A 15,613-nucleotide genomic window follows, 5' to 3' on the forward strand; every position below is an offset into this window, starting at 1 on the left:
TGGTGCGCGTCGAAGCGGGGGAGATGATTCCCGGCGACGGCGAGGTGATCGAAGGCATCGCGGCAGTGAACGAAGCGGCGATCACCGGTGAGTCGGCGCCGGTGATTCGCGAGTCCGGTGGCGACCGCTCGGCCGTCACCGGCAACACGCGGCTGGTGTCTGACTGGCTGCTGGTGAAGATCACCGCCAACCCCGGTGAGTCGACGCTGGATCGGATGATCGCCCTGGTTGAAGGCGCCAAGCGCCAGAAAACCCCGAACGAAGTGGCGCTGGACATCCTGCTGATCGGCCTGACCCTGATCTTCCTGTTGGTGGTGGTCACCCTGCAACCGTTCGCCCACTTTGCCAACGGCAGCCTGCCGCTGGTGTTCCTGGTGGCGCTGTTGGTCACGCTGATTCCGACCACCATCGGCGGTCTGCTGTCGGCCATCGGCATTGCCGGTATGGACCGCCTGGTGCGCCTGAACGTGATCGCCAAATCCGGGCGCGCCGTGGAAGCGGCGGGGGACGTGCACGTGCTGTTGCTGGACAAGACCGGCACCATCACCTTCGGTAACCGTCGTTGCACGGCAGTGGTTGCGGCCCCAGGCGTGAGTAGCCAGGAACTGGCCGAAGGAGCGTTGTTCGCATCTCTGGCCGATGACACGGCCGAGGGCAAATCCATCGTCGAGTTCCTGCGCGGCTCTCAGCCACAAGCGGAGCCTGCTGCCGAGTTGCTGACCGCGGTGCCGTTCAGCGCCGAGACGCGGTTGTCCGGTGTCGATTATCACGGCCGCGTTTACCGCAAAGGCGCGGTGGATTCGCTGCTGACCTTCATCGGTATGAAGCGCGCGGACCTGGCACCGGCCCTGTCGCGGGAAATCGACAAGATCGCGCAAAGTGGCGGCACGCCGTTGCTGGTCTGCGTCGACGGCAAATTGCTCGGTGCGATCCACCTCAAGGACGTGGTCAAACCCGGCATTCGTGAGCGTTTCGCCGAGTTGCGCAAACTGGGGATCCGCACGGTCATGGTCACCGGCGACAACCCGCTGACCGCTGCCGCCATCGCTGCTGAAGCGGGTGTGGACGACGTGCTGGCCGAAGCCACCCCGGAGAAAAAACTGGCGCGCATTCGTCACGAACAAAACGACGGTCGCCTGGTCGCCATGTGCGGCGACGGTGCCAACGACGCCCCGGCCCTGGCCCAGGCGGATGTCGGCATGGCGATGAACGACGGCACGCAAGCGGCGCGCGAAGCGGCCAACATGGTCGATCTCGACAGCGACCCGACCAAGCTGCTGGACGTGGTGCAGATCGGCAAGGAATTGCTGGTGACCCGCGGCGCGCTGACCACGTTCTCGATTGCCAACGACGTGGCCAAGTACTTCGCGATTTTGCCGGCGCTGTTTGCGGCGATCTACCCGCAATTGGGCGTGCTGAACGTCATGCACTTGAGCAGTCCGCAGAGCGCGATTCTCTCGGCCATCGTGTTCAACGCGTTGATCATCGTGGTGCTGATTCCATTGGCGTTGCGCGGTGTGCGCGTGCAGGCAGCCAGTGCGGCGGCGTTGCTGCGGCGCAATCTGCTGATCTACGGGCTGGGCGGGATTCTGGTGCCGTTCGTGGGCATCAAACTCATCGACATGCTGTTGACGGCGTTGCATCTGGTTTAGCGGGTAGCGGGTGGCTGGAAAGGGGCTTTTGTGGCGAGGGAGCTTGCTCCCGCTGGCTGCGAAGCAGCCCCGACCCAGTCACCGCATTTGATCATGCACATCACACTTAGCCGATTTACGACTGCTTTGCAGCCGAGCGGGAGCAAGCTCCCTCGCCACAGGTGAAGTGTTGTTTTTAGAGAGTTCGAGGATTTTGACATGTCCACAATGATACGCCCGGCCCTGAGCCTGCTGGTCTTGATGACCCTGATCACCGGCGTCGCCTATCCCTTGGTGGTTACCGGTGTCGCCCAGGTGGCGTTCCCGGATCAGGCCAATGGCAGCCTGTTGCGCGATGCCGACGGCAAGGTCCGTGGCTCGTCGCTGATCGCCCAGGATTTTATCGGCGACGCCTGGTTCCACCCACGGCCATCGGCCGCTGCCTTTGCCACGGTGTCGAGCGGTGCGAGCAACCTGGCGCCGAGCAACCCGGCCCTGGCCACTCGCGTGATCGACGATGCCAACAAGCTGCTGGTGCCCGGCCAGGGGCCGGTGCCGTTGGCCATGCTCACCACGTCCGGCAGCGGGCTCGATCCACACTTGCCACCGGCCGCGATTGCCTATCAACTGGCGCGTGTCGCGGCGGCGCGCAACCTGCCGGTCGCGACCCTGCAAAACCTGCTGGACGCGCACATCGAGCAACCGCTGATAGGCCCGCCGGTGGTGAATGTGCTTGAGTTGAATCGGGCGCTGGAAAGCCTGTAGAAGATGATCATTCCCACGTCTGCGTGGGAATGCATCAATGGACGCTCTGCGTCCGCTTTTGGGGACGCAGAGCGTCCCGGGCTGCATCCCCACGCAGAGCGTGGGAACGATCATTAGAGAGATCCATACATGAGCAACTCCGGCCGCGCCGACGCGCTGTTAGCAGACCTGCCCCGCGATGGCCGTGGCCGGCTCAAGGTATTCCTCGGCGCCGCGCCCGGTGTCGGCAAAACCTACGCCATGCTGCAAGCGGCCCACACCCAACTGCGCCAGGGTGTGAAAGTGATTGCCAGTGTGGTCGAAACCCACGGTCGGGCCGAAACCGAAGCGCTGTTGGGCGGCTTGCCGCAGCAGCCTTTGGTGCGTTCGGAATACCGTGGCGTGATGCTCGAGGAAATGGACCTCGATGGGTTGCTGGCCGCCAAACCCAAACTGGTGTTGGTGGATGAGTTGGCCCACACCAATGCCCCCGGTAGCCGTCACGAAAAACGCTGGCAAGACATTCAGGAATTGCTCGCCGCCGGTATCGACGTGTTCACCACCGTCAACGTCCAGCACCTGGAAAGCCTCAACGATCAGGTGCGCGGTATCACCGGTGTACAGGTGCGCGAAACCCTCCCGGATTGGGTCCTGCAAGAAGCCTTCGAGCTATTGCTGATCGACCTGCCGCCACGGGAACTGCTGGAGCGCCTGCGCGATGGCAAGGTCTACGTGCCGGAGCAGGCGAGGGCGGCCATCGATGCGTTTTTTACCCAGACCAACCTGACAGCCCTGCGCGAATTGGCGATGCAAACGGCCGCCGCCCAGGTCGATAACGACTTGACCCAGGGTTATCGGCAGATGGGGCAAGCGGCGCCGACGGTGCGTGGTCGGCTGTTGGTGGGTGTCGATGGCGATGCCCAGGCGGAACGGCTGGTTCGTCACGCCAGCCGCGTCGCCCAGCGTCGGCATCTGCCGTGGAGCCTGGTGCATGTGGACAACGGCAGCATGCGCGACGAGCAATCACGCCTGCGCCTGCAAAGTGCTCAGCAACTGGCTGAACGCCTGGGCGGTGAAGTGGTGCTGTTGCGCGCCGGTGAGGTGGCGAAAACCCTGATCCAGCATGCCGCCGAACGGCGCGCCAGTCTGGTATTGGTCGGCCAGTCGCGGCCACGTTTGCGCCGCCGTCTGTTCGGTGGCGGCTTGGCGGCGCGGTTGTTGCGCCATGCCCGCGGGCTGGAAATCAACGTCATCGACAGCGATCACGAGCAGCATCAGCCACGTCAGCGTTCAATGCAGGCGCTGGTGTGGTTCGACTATGCCCTGGCCATTGTGGCGACGGTGTCGGCCACTGCCTTGGCCTGGGCGGTCGCGAGCGTTTTGCCGTTGCCGAACATCTCGCTGGTGTTCCTTGCGGCAGTGCTTCTGGTGGCGGTGCGCAGCAGTCTCGGTCCGGCGCTGGTGTGTGCGGCGCTGTCGTTCCTGACCTACGACTTTCTGTTCATCCCACCGAACTTTTCCTTCAGCATCCAGCGCGAAGAAGACGTGCTGACCTTGCTGTTTTTCCTGTTGATGGCGGCCCTTACCGGCAACCTCGCAGCGCGCCAGCGGCGACAACTGCAGGCGCTGCGCGACACCCAGGAAGAAACCACTGAGCTGCTCGACCTGTCGCGCAAACTGACCGCCGCGACTGACCGCCAAGCGGTGGTCAGCGCTGCCGCCCAGCACCTCAATGGCTGGAGCGATTTGCAGTTGTGCCTGCTCAATCGCGACGGCCCGAGTGGCTGGAAAGTCGAAACCGGTGGTCCGCTGGAATTCACCGAAGCCGAGCGCGCTGCCGCCGACTGGGCGTGGCAACACGATCAGCCTGCTGGCGCGGGCACCGGAACGTTGCCGTTCGGGCGTTGGTGGTGGTGGCCGTTGTCGGTAGAGGATGGGCCGCTGGCGTTGCTGGGTGTCTGCGCAAAAGAAGGCCAGACCCTCAGCGGCCAGCGTCGCCGGTTGTTGACTGCGCTGAGCCAGCCGCTGGCACAGGCGCTGGCGCGTGCGCAATTGGCGGATGATCTGGAAGCGGCGCGGTTGCACGGCGAAACCGAGCAACTGCGCAGTGCCTTGCTGGCGTCGGTGTCCCACGATTTGCGCACGCCGCTGACTTCCATGCGCGGCAGTATCGACAGTCTGCTGGCGCTCGGCGAAGCGATCCCGCTGGAAGATCGCCGGGAATTGCTTGAAGGCACCCGCGATGAAGCCGAACGGCTCGATCGCTACATTCAGAATCTGCTGGACATGACCCGACTCGGTCACGGCGCGTTGAAACTGGCGCGGGACTGGGTATCGCCGGCCGACATCGTCGGCAGTTCGCTCAGCCGCTTGCGTGCGGTCCTCGCACCGCTGCAAGTCAGCACTGATGTGCCGGCGCAGTTGCCGCTGCTTTACGTGCATGCCGCGCTGATCGAGCAGGCGCTGATCAACGTGATGGAGAACGCTGCGCGATTTTCACCGCCCCACGGACGTTTGCAACTGCGCGCCGGAGTGGACGACAACGAGCTGTTTTTCTCGGTCAGTGACGAAGGTCCGGGAATTCCGGAGGAAGATCGGGAAAAGATTTTCGACATGTTCTACACCGCTGCACGCGGCGATCGAGGCGGGCAGGGCACCGGTCTGGGCCTGGCGATTTGCCAGGGCATGGTGGGCGCCCATGGCGGACGAATCAGCGTTGCCGATGGCATTGAAGGGCGCGGCACCTGTATCACCTTGCACTTGCCCTTGCAGGCTCAGCCGGCCTTTGAAAATTAACAGCCGACTGTGAAGCCTGATCGTGCTTGCGCTACTCTCTTGCCACTTATTTGTATTGATGTGAATTCATGAGCCAGACCGCGACCATCCTGGTCATCGACGACGAACCGCAAATCCGCAAATTCCTGCGTATCAGTCTCGTCTCCCAGGGCTACAAAGTGTTGGAAGCCAGCAACGGGACCGAAGGGTTGGCGCAGGCAGCACTGAACAAGCCGGACCTGCTGGTGCTCGACCTCGGTTTGCCAGACATGGACGGCCAGCAGGTTTTGCGCGAGTTTCGCGAGTGGTCGACGGTGCCGGTATTGGTGCTTTCGGTGCGCGCCGGCGAAGGGCAGAAAGTCCAGGCGCTGGATGGCGGCGCCAATGACTACGTGACCAAACCCTTCGGCATTCAGGAGTTCCTGGCGCGAATTCGTGCGCTGTTGCGCCAGGCACCGGTAGGGGAAGCCCAGCAAGCGGCACTGACCTTCGGCCCGCTGACGGTGGATCTGGCCTATCGCCGGGTTCTGCTCGAAGGCGCCGAAGTGGCACTGACCCGCAAGGAATACGCGGTGCTCGCACAACTGGCTCGGCATCCCGGGCGGGTCATCACCCAACAGCAATTGCTCAAGGATATCTGGGGGCCGACCCATACCGAAGACAGCCATTACTTGCGGATCGTGGTCGGGCATTTGCGGCAGAAACTGGCGGACGACCCGACTCAACCGCGATTCATTGTGACCGAGGCGGGGGTGGGGTATCGGTTGTTGAGTGACGGCAGTCTGTAGTTTTGTGTTGCCTGAGCAGGCCTCATCGCTGGCAAGCCAGCTCCCACAGGATTGGTGTCGTTGCCTGATCGTTCCCACGCTCTGCGTGGGAACGCCGCCAGGGACGCTCCGCGTTCCGCTTTTGGAAGCGACGCGGAGCGTCACGGGATGCATTCCCACGCGGAGCGTGGGAACGATCGACGACAGGATTGGTTTCGTTCACAAAATCTGTGATCACCTTGATAACTGTGGGAGCTGGCTTGCCAGCGATGGGGCCTTCACCGGCACTCGAGAACCTCAGGCATCCCGCTCGCTCTCATAACGGTCCAGCGTATCGCGCGCAATCTCCCGCCCCAGCGCGATCAATTCCGGCGCCTTGTAGAACTCGAAAAACCGGCACACCCGCTTCGGTACGTTGATCAGAATGTCCGGTGGATAGCCGGCAATCTTGTACTGCGCCAACGACGTCTGCATGACCTCGAAACTCTGGTTGATCAAGTCCAGCAAAGACGCCGGGCCGACGTTGTCGATGATGAATGATCCGGTGGCGGACTTCGGCGCGCCGTCACGTTCAGGCGCTGCGGCGGGTTGCTGGGCTTCGGGTTCGGCAGATTCGATCCAGGGATTGATTTCTGCGGCCTCGGCCATCAACGCTTCCTTCTCCAGCAACAGCAATTGTTCGGCTTGCTTGCGCCGGAACGGCATTTTCGAACCCAGTGAATTGAGCAGGCTGTTGAACCGGCTCTTGAAAGCGGCAGGGCGCTCGATCACCGGCAACTGGTAATGACGCTGGTTGGTGGAGTTGAGATTGACCGCGATGATCAAATCGCAATGGCTCGATACCACCGGCACAATCGGCAGCGGGTTGAGAATGCCGCCATCCACCAACATGCGATTGCCTTGCATCACCGGGGTAAACAGGCTGGGAATCGCCGCCGAGGCGCGCATGGCCTGGTGCAGGCAGCCTTCCTGGAACCAGATTTCCTGCTGGTTCGTCAGGTCGGTGGCCACTGCCGTGTAGGGAATGCGCAAGTCTTCGATATTGATCTCGCCGACGATCTTGCGGATCTGCCCAAAGACCTTTTCCCCGCGGATCGCCCCCAGGCGAAAACTGACATCCACCAGACGCAAAACATCGAGGTAATCCAGGCTTTCGATCCAGTCGCGATAATCATCGAGCTTGCCGGCGGCATAGATCCCGCCGACCACCGCTCCCATCGAGCAACCAGCGATACAGGCGATATCGTAACCGCGCCGTTCGATTTCCTGGATCACGCCGATATGCGCATAACCCCGGGCTCCACCCGAGCCCAACACCAGTGCGACACGCTTTTTCATGAATCGCCCTCGTTTGAATGGTTCAACAATGCACCCATCGGGGGGCGCGCTTCAATCGGCAAGGTCGCACGGTGCGGCGAACGCGTCGTTTTTTCGACACTCCAGGGCGGCAGATGATTATTCTTGCCCGCGCTATAGTTTGCGCTGGCGATGAACGGCACTTTTCACGTGCCAGACCGTCCTACCTGCATGACTGTTTTCCTATCTCTGAGGTGTATGTGATGAAAGCCTGGATTTGTGTGCCACTGATTGCCCTGGCACTGGCCGGTTGCGCCGGTAAAACTGCTTATCGCGACAGCTGCGGCAGCAACCTCGATGCCGCCTGGCATGAACTGGACCTGGCCAAGGCTGAAGGTTTCGCCGGGACCGTCAGCTACTCCAAGGCCTTGTCATTGTTGACCGCGGCCAAAACCCAGCAACAATTCGAAGGGTTCGAAGGCTGTGCGAAAAAAGCCGAGAAGGCACGCTTCTATATTCGTGAGTCACGTGCCGGCCGTTGAGGCATGATGTAAGTCCACGAGGGCAGGCGAGTCAGGGAGCAAGCGATGTCGGCAATGGTTGATCGATTGGTGGCCCATGTTCTGGGCCTGGAAGTGCGTCTACTGGCCTGCCAGGCGCGTTTGACTGCCCGGACTGACCCTGAGGCCTTGCACGACTTGCGCACTACCGTGCGCCGTTTGCGCAGCCTTTTGCGGCCGTTGCGCGGACTGCCCGGCGTTGAGCAACTGGAAACAGCGGCTTCGGCCGTGGGCGACCTGACCACCCCCTGGCGTGATCGCGAAGTGCTGGCGGCGTATTTGCTCCAGCACGGTCAACCCGACGCTGCGCAGCGGCGGTTGGCGCAGATGGCCGACGCTTATCCGGCCATTGCGAGCAGTGCCGAACTGGCGCAGTTGCTGGTCATCCTTGATGCCTTTCCGCGCTTTCTGCGGGCCTCTCAACGTCAGGGCTTGCTCAAGGGCTTGGGCAAGCGCATCGAGAAACGCCTGGGCAAGCAATGGAAAAAACTCGACCAGGCCCTGCACGATCCCGCCCATGACCGCCATCGCCTGCGCTTGTTGATCAAGCGTGTGCGTTACGGCATCGACGCTTACCCCGAACTGGATCGCTTGCCGAAAGCGGCCATGCCCCGGTTGAAGTCGGCTCAGGGCGCATTGGGCGATTGGCACGACTGCGTGCAATGGCTGGCCATGGCCGAGCAGGAAACGGATTTGCGCCCCTGCGTCGCCGGTTGGCACACCGCCATGGCCCAGGCCGAACAGCGCGCCGACCGAGTGCTGGACAAGCTCAGCGCGGACTGCTTCAAATCCTGAAATCAGTCACTTCCCCCTGTAGGAGCAAAGCTTGCTCGCGATAGCGATCCACCGGACGCCATCGCCGGCAAGCTTCGCTCCTACAAGGTTTGGGATTAAACGGGGGCTTGTGCGGCCCATCTGTCAGTCAATTTGGCCGGAATGTGCGCTGTACAGCCTTCGCCGGCTGGTTAAGATCCCTGCATCCTTTTCCCGATCCTGAGGTTTCCATGCGCTTTTGCGATTTGCTCGACGCCGTCCGCCGCCAACCGTTTGAACTCATCATCCCGGCCGGGTGGGCTCAAGGACGTGCCAGTTTCGGTGGTTTGGTGGCCGCTTTGCAGTACGAAGCCATGCGCGCAAAAGTCCCGGCGGACCGGCCCGTGCGATCGTTGGCGATCACCTTCGTTGGCCCGGTCGAACCTGAAGTCCCCGTCAGTTTTGAAGTCGACGTGCTGCGCGAAGGCAAAGCCGTCAGCCAGGTGATGGGCCGCGCAATGCAGAAGGGGCAGGTGGTGACGTTGATTCAGGGCAGTTTTGGCGCCTCGCGTCCGTCTGAAGTGTCGGTACAGGCCGAGCCAGCACCCGAGATGAAGCATTGGGACGAGTGCCAGGAACTGCCTTTCATCGAAGGCGTCATCCCGGAATTCATGCGCCATCTGGCGATGCGCTGGAGTGTCGGCGGGCTGCCGTTCAGCGGCAGCACATCGCGTCAGATGGGGGGCTGGGTGCGCTTGCGTGGTGACGTGAAGGAAGAGGCGATCACTGAATCGCACATTTTGGCACTGGTGGACGGCTGGCCGCCGGCGGTGATGCCTTTTCTGAACAAACCGGCCATGGGCAGCACGCTGACCTGGACCATCGAATTCGTCCAGCCTCTGCTGGAGCTGAGCACCCTGGACTGGTGCAAGTACCTGGTCGAAACCGAATATGCCGCCAACGGTTACGGGCATGCCGCCGCGAAGATGTGGGACGCGCAAGGTCGATTGATTGCCATGAGCCGGCAAACGGTGACGGTGTTCGCCTGATCAGTGACGGCGGTGGCGTTCACGCCAGGCGCGCCACCAGCCGCCGCTGAGGAAAAATCGCGGGAAGGTCAGGAACTGCTCGACCATCAGGCGCGACACAGCGTCTTTTCGGTCGCTGAACGGCTCGGAGGCTTGTGCTTCGAGGCTGTGGCCATGGCGTTGCAGGCCGAGTGCAGCGATCACCCCGATGATGCCAATGGCAAGGTTCGCCAGATTCAGGCTGAACACGCCGCAGACGATCAACAGAAACGCCACGATGAACAGCGGCACGGCAATCAGGTGCAGCACCAGGTTGGCCGGGTGCTGGTGATTGTTCGGGTAGGCACGCCATTGCCAGGCGGGAAGGTTGGGGTGACGTTTGCCCATGATGCTAATCCTCGATCCATGTTGAACACATGATTGAAGAATAGGCCCGGCCCGAGCGGGCGGCGAATCGAGGTTGGCTATGGCCGTGATAGGCGTCATGGGCAAAAAGGATCGCTTGCACCGCAGCGGCCGCAGGCTGCGAGCTTTTAAAGTTTCAATTGCCCGATGGCCTTGCTCAATTCTCCTGCCAGCGCCGCCAGTTCATGACTGGTGGTTGCCGACCCGACGGTCTGCCGCACGGTGTTTTCGGTGACATCGCGGATGCTCACCACCGCCCGGTTCATCTCTTCCGCCACCTGACTCTGCTGCTCGGCTGCCACAGCAATCTGCGTATTGCTTTCACGCATCTGCGCCACCGCACCGGTAATCTGCACCAGGGCGGCGCCGGCCTCCTGCGCCTGTTGCACGCAATCGTCGGCCTTGAACGAGCTCTCCTGCATGAAGTCCACGGCGTCCCGTGTCCCGGCCTGCAACGCTGACACCATCACGGTGATTTCATCTGTCGAAGCCTGCACACGCTTGGCCAGGTTGCGCACTTCATCGGCGACCACCGCAAAGCCACGGCCCATTTCGCCTGCCCGGGCGGCTTCGATGGCCGCGTTCAATGCCAGCAGATTGGTCTGCTCGGCAATGCTGTGAATCACGTTGACCACGCCGTTGATTTTCTGGCTGTCCTCGGCCAGCCGCTGAATCATCTCGGCGGTTTGCTGCACGCCGGTGGACAGCCCGGCTATCGACTTTTGTACGCGCATGACCACTGCTTGCCCACTGCCGGCCAGGGTGTCGGCCGATTGCGACAGGTCGCGTGTGGCGCCGGCGTGTTGGGCGATGTGGTAGACCGTTGCGGTCATTTCGTTGATGGCGGTGGCGGCTTGATCGGTTTCACTTTGCTGGCCGAGCATGCCGTGCTGCACCTCGTTCATGCTTGAGGCCAGTCGGGCGGCGCCATCATCCAGCTGCTGCGCTGTGCTGGCGACGGTGATGACCACCCGCTGATAACCGGCCTGCATGGCATTGAAGGCGTTTGCCATCTGCCCGACTTCGTCGTTGCAGGCCAGTGGAACCCGAGCCGACAAATCACCGGTTTTTTCCACGTGAAGCATCACGTCCTTCAAGGTGTTGAGTTGGCTGAGCAGGAAACGGATCAACAGCTGCGAGGCTCCGAGCATGACCAGCATCAACACGAACACCGCCACCGCGTAGTGGGCGAATCGCTCGCCGAACACCTGGCTCAGGCTCGGCCCACGGGCAATCACGGCTATCTGCTGGCCGTCCGCGCGCGTGAACACCTCGGCGCCGATCAGCAGATTGTCACCGAACAACGGCATGCGATTGATCTCGACCCAGCCCTTGGCATCCGTCAGCTTCGGCAGCGGTTGGTCATTGAGCGAGGGGGCTTGCCCGCGAGTGAACGTCAGCAGGTTTTCGGCTTTGGGCAGCGCTTGCCCGACCGGCCAGGCAGCCAGCAATCGCGCCTGTGCCTGAGCCGATTCCTGCGCGGCGTGCTGTCGTGCCTGTTGTTCGAGCTGCACGGCGTACAGCACCAGCAGCAGGGTGGTAACGAAGGCGACGGCGTTCACCGCCCAGAATTTGTATTTCAGCGAGATATTGCTAAGCCAGGTACCCATGTAGGTCTTCTCTGATAGCGGAAACAGCATTGGCAAGGTGCCAGTATTGTGCCGCTATTGCAGTAAGACAGACCTTGACGCAGATCAAACTAATTTGGGCAATCGGAAAAACGCCCGTGCGCAGGCGGTCGTATGCGCCGCCAGATCTTCCTCGGTTTCGCCCCGATGCAATGCCACCTCGCGCAACACTTCGGTCAGGTACGCCGGTTCGTTGCGGCCATTTTTCGGCTTCGGTCGCAGGCTGCGTGGCAGCAGGTACGGCGCGTCGCTTTCCAGCATCAGGCGTCCGCGCTTGATCTCCTTGACCAATGGGTGCAGGTGCGTGCCCCGGCGCTCATCGCAGATCCAGCCAGTCATGCCGATGTGCAAATCCAGATCGAGGTAGCTGAACAGCGCAGACTTTTCACCGGTGAAGCAATGCACCACGGCGGCGGGCAGTTGGTCGCGGTAGTCGCGCAGGATTTCCAGCAGACGCTGGCTGGCATCCCGCTCGTGCAGGAACACCGGCAATTGCAGTTCAACGGCCATCGCCAGATGTTCTTCCAGGACTTTTTCCTGTTGTGGCCGTGGCGAGAAATCGCGGTTGAAATCCAGTCCGCATTCACCCACGGCAACCACGTTCGGCTCTTTAAGCAGGCTGCGCAGGCGTCGGGCGCTGTCGGCATTCCAGTCGCTGGCCGAGTGCGGGTGAATACCGGCGGTGGCGAACAGCCGTTGCGCGCTGTCATCCAGTTGCCCGCAGAGTTCGAGCGCTTGCTCGCTGCCTTCGACACTGGTACCGGTCAACACCAATTGGCATACGCCGGCGGCATAGGCACGCTCGAGTACAGCCTGGTGTTTGTCGGCAAAACTGGGGTTGGTCAGGTTGACGCCGATATCGATGAGTTGCATGGTGCTACCTCGGACCAAAGGCCGGAAAGCATATCAGAGCTGTAGATTTATAAGAAAAACCAAGAACTACAACGAGTTATAGCTGTCTTTTGAGCCGCGGGACCGGGCGGGGTGGTCAAGGTTGCCATCACTGTGCCAGTCTTCCGCACTTTGCCAGCGCTCAGGCGCTCAGTTTTTTCGTTTGATTTCATGAAAACACTCATGTGATCAGCCCGAATTCTTTCCGGAGAGTGGATGATTCGTCCCTCGGTTTTGCTATTGCTGTGTTGTTCGCTGCTGCTGCCGATGTCGGCGGTCGCGCGTCTGCCCGGCCCCCTGCAAGCCGTGCCGGCGACCAAGGTCCGAGACTTGACGGAAATTCGCAGCAGTCGAGTGCTGCGGGTGTTGGTCAACCAGAGTCGCAACAGCTCCGGTGAAGTCCAGGGCCAGGCCATCGGCGTCGAATACCATCGCTTGCGCGCCTTTGAGCAATACCTCAATGGTCACGCCCGTGACGGCCAGGAAATCAGCCTCAAGATCATTCCCAAAGCCAAGGATCAACTGCTCGGCGCGTTGCAGCGCGGGGAGGGCGATCTGGTTGCGCCTGGAGAATTGCTCGATTTGCAACCGGGGTTCGCCGTCAGCAGCAGTGAACCGGTGGCCAGGAACATTCCCTTGGTGCTGGTGGGCATCAAGGGTGAGCGCCGCTACACCCGACTTGAACAGCTGTCAGGTAAAACCCTGGCGTTGCCAACGGGCAGCGCCGCCGGGGATGCCATCAGCCAGATCAACCAAAAGCTCGCGCTGCATAAATTGCCTGCGGTCAACATCGAATGGGTCGATCCCAGCCTGGCGGTCGAAGACGTGCTGGAAATGGTCCAGGGCGGGATCTTTCATCTGACCATCGTTGAGCAGCCAATCGCCGAACGCTGGGGCAAGATCCTGCCGAAACTGCGCCTGGATCGACAGGTGCTTATCAGCGAGCCGGGTGAAGAGTTCTGGTTCGTGCGTCGCGATGCTTCGATGCTGCGCGCCAGCATTGATCGCTTTCTCACCGGCTACAAAAAACCGTCGGATCAGGATGCGGCCTTCCTGCGCATCTATCGACGCCTGTACCAGGTTCACTACCCACTGGCCAAGGCTGACCGACAACGTCTGGAAAAGCTGCGACCAGTGCTGCAAAAGCATGCCGATGCGCAAAACATGGACTGGTTGAACCTGGCGGCGCTGGCGTTCAAGGAGTCAGGCCTGAAGCCGACGGCGCGCAGTGGCGGTGCGCCGACCGGGCTGATGCAGATCACGCCTTCCGCGGCCCAGCGGGTGGGGGTCAACAATATTCAGGATCTTGATGCCAATGTGCAGGCCGGGGCCAAGTATCTGGCGATGATTCGTCGCAAGTTTTTCGCCAGCCCCAAGCTCAACGAACGCGAGCGAATGGCCTTCGTGCTGGCGGCCTACAACATCGGACCGGAGCGGGTGCAAGGAATGCGTGCCGAGGCACGGCGTCGAGGCCTGAATCCGAACCAGTGGTTTTTCCAGGTCGAGCGCGTTGCCATGGAGCAGGTGGGAATGGGACCTGTCAGCTATGTTAATAGCGTGAACAAGTATTACCTGGCGTTCGATCGGGAGCGGGAGTCGTTGGAGCCCCAGGGGCAGAAGGTTGCCCTTCGTAAGTGATCGAATAAACTGATTGTTAAGGTGGATATTTTGCGCTTTTAACATGAGATTTACTGATTAATATAGCGGCCAACCAACTCACTCTCACAATGGATGACACAGCATGAGCACACTGATCAACAAGGTACTGTTTACCCGCGCTGGCTACGGCCTGACCGTTCTGCGAATTATCGTCGGCATCATCTTCGCTGCCCACGGCTCGCAGAAACTGTTCGGGGCATTTGGTGGCTACGGTCTGGCCGGCACCGCGCAGTACATGGAAAGCATCGGCCTGACGCCAGGCTACCTGATGGCGACGCTGGCAGGTGGTACCGAGTTCTTCGCCGGGCTGGCGTTGATCATCGGCTTGCTGGTTCGGCCGGCCGCGCTGGGCCTGACCTTCCTTTCCCTGGTGGCGATCTTCTCGGTGCATATCAGCAACGGCTTGTTCATGGCCAACAACGGTTATGAGTTCGCTCTCGCACTGCTCGGTGGCAGCATCGCGGTACTGATCGAAGGCGCCGGCAAGCTCTCGGCAGACCGCGCCATCGCCGGCTGACCGCTCTGGCTCAAGGCAAAGGCCCGCACAATGAGCATTGTGCGGGCCTTTTTTTGTTACGCGTCATTCTTGACACTGTCCGGTCAGCTTCTCTAGGATGCTGCCCATGCGCCGATTTAAACAGCTACTTGCGGGGCGCCAGGTGACTCATTCAGTTGCCGATAGAAGCATGAAACAGGCTTCGAAATACCGCTAAAGCGCTGGTTCGGTGTTGCCTCTCACCTGCCATGCAGACTTTTGAGGCAGAGACACGACACGATGAATGCACTAAACCCTGTAGTACGTCCCGCGCCGATCACGGCACACCTCACCCAGCGCAATCCAAAAATCCTGCTTGGCGGTAAGCATCAGCCGACGCTCCTGCGTTATCTCGATGGTTGGCCACGTCGTAACGGCGGTCCCGCTGCGTTCCTGATCCAGTTCGTCGACGACGGCGAATCCCTGGCCCGTTTTGCCAGCGACAGTTTTGATCTGGCGGTGATTCAATCGCCAAACCTCGAAGACGCCCCCGAAGTCATCAGGCAACTGACCCGTGTCGCCCGGCAAGGGCTGATTACCCGTCGCTGAATGCCGAGCGCTACGGCTTACGGATAGTCGATCGAAACGATGTACACACATTGTTCGCCGGTAGGCGTCTGGACTCGCACTTCGGCGTCCAGAGCCTTGCCGATCAAGGCGCGGGCCAGCGGTGAATCGATGCTGATCAGGCCCTGTTTCAAGTCCAGCTCATCCGGCCCGACGATGCGATAACGGGACTCTTTGCCGTCCTCGTCCTCGATGGTGACCCACGCACCGAAATAGACTTTGTTCGGGTCGCTGGGCTTTTCACTGACGACCTTGAGCGCTTCCAGGCGTTTAGTGAGAAACCGCACGCGACTGTCGATTTCCCGCAGCATCTTTTTGCCGTAGGTGTATTCGGCGTTTTCCGAGCGATCGCCCTGTGCCGCCGCTTCGCTGAC

At 61.2% G+C, this 15,613-nt stretch carries 15 protein-coding genes; 10 read left to right on the forward strand and 5 right to left on the reverse strand.

Going from position 1 to position 15,613, the window contains the following annotated elements:
- From kdpB to D8U69_RS06880, 4 genes are all read left to right on the forward strand, one after another.
- Nucleotides 1-1,652 (forward strand): potassium-transporting ATPase subunit KdpB (gene kdpB / locus D8U69_RS06865; protein WP_130906976.1); only part of this gene is annotated, 1,652 nt, incomplete at its 5' end.
- Nucleotides 1,653-1,850: 198 nt separating this feature from the next.
- On the forward strand, nucleotides 1,851-2,396 hold the full coding sequence (gene kdpC, locus D8U69_RS06870) for a potassium-transporting ATPase subunit KdpC (RefSeq protein WP_130906977.1): 546 nt from the start codon (nucleotides 1,851-1,853) through the stop codon (nucleotides 2,394-2,396).
- 129 nt (nucleotides 2,397-2,525) lie between these two features.
- Entirely contained in the window at nucleotides 2,526-5,171 is a 2,646-nt protein-coding gene (locus D8U69_RS06875) for a sensor histidine kinase KdpD (protein ID WP_130906978.1), read from the forward strand.
- Between the two features lie 68 nt (nucleotides 5,172-5,239).
- Nucleotides 5,240-5,938, forward strand: a complete 699-nt coding sequence (locus D8U69_RS06880; protein ID WP_056856421.1) for a response regulator — start codon at nucleotides 5,240-5,242, stop codon at nucleotides 5,936-5,938.
- A gap of 276 nt (nucleotides 5,939-6,214) precedes the next feature.
- On the opposite strand, the gene D8U69_RS06890 is transcribed toward D8U69_RS06880, so the two are convergent.
- Nucleotides 6,215-7,255: a patatin-like phospholipase family protein gene (locus tag D8U69_RS06890; protein WP_130904100.1), complete on the reverse strand. Its 1,041-nt coding sequence runs from the start codon at nucleotides 7,253-7,255 to the stop codon at nucleotides 6,215-6,217.
- Between the two features lie 221 nt (nucleotides 7,256-7,476).
- Here D8U69_RS06890 and D8U69_RS06895 point away from each other — a divergent pair, with 221 nt between their 5' ends.
- The 3 genes from D8U69_RS06895 to D8U69_RS06905 all read left to right on the forward strand — a co-directional run bounded on the left by D8U69_RS06895 (nucleotide 7,477) and on the right by D8U69_RS06905 (nucleotide 9,575).
- The gene (locus tag D8U69_RS06895) at nucleotides 7,477-7,755 is read left to right on the forward strand and encodes a hypothetical protein (RefSeq protein WP_056856419.1); all 279 of its coding nucleotides are present in this window, start codon (nucleotides 7,477-7,479) and stop codon (nucleotides 7,753-7,755) included.
- Between the two features lie 45 nt (nucleotides 7,756-7,800).
- Nucleotides 7,801-8,568 carry a CHAD domain-containing protein gene (locus D8U69_RS06900; RefSeq protein WP_056856418.1) on the forward strand — a complete coding sequence of 256 codons (768 nt, stop codon included), beginning with the start codon at nucleotides 7,801-7,803 and terminating at the stop codon, nucleotides 8,566-8,568.
- A 209-nt stretch (nucleotides 8,569-8,777) separates the two neighbouring features.
- Nucleotides 8,778-9,575, forward strand: coding sequence for a thioesterase family protein (locus D8U69_RS06905; protein ID WP_130906980.1), 798 nt, complete (start codon nucleotides 8,778-8,780; stop codon nucleotides 9,573-9,575).
- On the opposite strand, the gene D8U69_RS06910 is transcribed toward D8U69_RS06905, so the two are convergent.
- The 3 genes from D8U69_RS06910 to D8U69_RS06920 all read right to left on the reverse strand — a co-directional run bounded on the left by D8U69_RS06910 (nucleotide 9,576) and on the right by D8U69_RS06920 (nucleotide 12,460).
- Nucleotides 9,576-9,941 (reverse strand): Mpo1-like protein, encoded by a 366-nt coding sequence (locus D8U69_RS06910; protein ID WP_056856416.1) that lies wholly within the window; start codon nucleotides 9,939-9,941, stop codon nucleotides 9,576-9,578.
- 146 nt (nucleotides 9,942-10,087) lie between these two features.
- Nucleotides 10,088-11,569 carry a methyl-accepting chemotaxis protein gene (locus tag D8U69_RS06915; RefSeq protein WP_130906981.1) on the reverse strand — a complete coding sequence of 494 codons (1,482 nt, stop codon included), beginning with the start codon at nucleotides 11,567-11,569 and terminating at the stop codon, nucleotides 10,088-10,090.
- Between the two features lie 84 nt (nucleotides 11,570-11,653).
- Nucleotides 11,654-12,460 carry a TatD family hydrolase gene (locus tag D8U69_RS06920; RefSeq protein ID WP_130906982.1) on the reverse strand — a complete coding sequence of 269 codons (807 nt, stop codon included), beginning with the start codon at nucleotides 12,458-12,460 and terminating at the stop codon, nucleotides 11,654-11,656.
- Between the two features lie 234 nt (nucleotides 12,461-12,694).
- On the opposite strand from D8U69_RS06920, the gene D8U69_RS06925 reads away from it, so the two are divergent.
- From D8U69_RS06925 to D8U69_RS06935, 3 genes are all read left to right on the forward strand, one after another.
- Complete coding sequence (locus tag D8U69_RS06925) at nucleotides 12,695-14,116, forward strand: transglycosylase SLT domain-containing protein (RefSeq protein ID WP_056856414.1); 1,422 nt, start codon at nucleotides 12,695-12,697, stop codon at nucleotides 14,114-14,116.
- Between the two features lie 103 nt (nucleotides 14,117-14,219).
- Entirely contained in the window at nucleotides 14,220-14,654 is a 435-nt protein-coding gene (locus D8U69_RS06930) for a DoxX family protein (protein ID WP_056856413.1), read from the forward strand.
- 258 nt (nucleotides 14,655-14,912) lie between these two features.
- Nucleotides 14,913-15,221 carry a hypothetical protein gene (locus D8U69_RS06935; RefSeq protein WP_056856412.1) on the forward strand — a complete coding sequence of 103 codons (309 nt, stop codon included), beginning with the start codon at nucleotides 14,913-14,915 and terminating at the stop codon, nucleotides 15,219-15,221.
- Between the two features lie 17 nt (nucleotides 15,222-15,238).
- Here D8U69_RS06935 and greB read toward each other — a convergent pair.
- A partial coding sequence (greB, locus tag D8U69_RS06940) for a transcription elongation factor GreB (RefSeq protein ID WP_130906983.1) occupies nucleotides 15,239-15,613 on the reverse strand: 375 nt, incomplete at its 5' end.

The sequence above is a fragment of the Pseudomonas sp. Sample_16 genome (genome assembly GCF_004307665.1).
Lineage (GTDB): Bacteria > Pseudomonadota > Gammaproteobacteria > Pseudomonadales > Pseudomonadaceae > Aquipseudomonas.

Excerpts from the sequence above, each read along its gene's own strand:
- D8U69_RS06915 (WP_130906981.1), bottom strand. The coding sequence starts at position 11,569 with ATGGGTACCTGGCTTAGCAATATCTCGCTGAAATACAAATTCTGGGCG.
- D8U69_RS06905 (WP_130906980.1), top strand. The coding sequence starts at position 8,778 with ATGCGCTTTTGCGATTTGCTCGACGCCGTCCGCCGCCAACCGTTTGAA.
- D8U69_RS06920 (WP_130906982.1), bottom strand. The coding sequence starts at position 12,460 with ATGCAACTCATCGATATCGGCGTCAACCTGACCAACCCCAGTTTTGCC.
- D8U69_RS06925 (WP_056856414.1), top strand. The coding sequence starts at position 12,695 with ATGATTCGTCCCTCGGTTTTGCTATTGCTGTGTTGTTCGCTGCTGCTG.
- D8U69_RS06930 (WP_056856413.1), top strand. The coding sequence starts at position 14,220 with ATGAGCACACTGATCAACAAGGTACTGTTTACCCGCGCTGGCTACGGC.
- D8U69_RS06880 (WP_056856421.1), top strand. The coding sequence starts at position 5,240 with ATGAGCCAGACCGCGACCATCCTGGTCATCGACGACGAACCGCAAATC.
- D8U69_RS06890 (WP_130904100.1), bottom strand. The coding sequence starts at position 7,255 with ATGAAAAAGCGTGTCGCACTGGTGTTGGGCTCGGGTGGAGCCCGGGGT.
- D8U69_RS06900 (WP_056856418.1), top strand. The coding sequence starts at position 7,801 with ATGTCGGCAATGGTTGATCGATTGGTGGCCCATGTTCTGGGCCTGGAA.
- D8U69_RS06875 (WP_130906978.1), top strand. The coding sequence starts at position 2,526 with ATGAGCAACTCCGGCCGCGCCGACGCGCTGTTAGCAGACCTGCCCCGC.
- D8U69_RS06895 (WP_056856419.1), top strand. The coding sequence starts at position 7,477 with ATGAAAGCCTGGATTTGTGTGCCACTGATTGCCCTGGCACTGGCCGGT.
- D8U69_RS06910 (WP_056856416.1), bottom strand. The coding sequence starts at position 9,941 with ATGGGCAAACGTCACCCCAACCTTCCCGCCTGGCAATGGCGTGCCTAC.
- kdpC (WP_130906977.1), top strand. The coding sequence starts at position 1,851 with ATGTCCACAATGATACGCCCGGCCCTGAGCCTGCTGGTCTTGATGACC.
- D8U69_RS06935 (WP_056856412.1), top strand. The coding sequence starts at position 14,913 with ATGAATGCACTAAACCCTGTAGTACGTCCCGCGCCGATCACGGCACAC.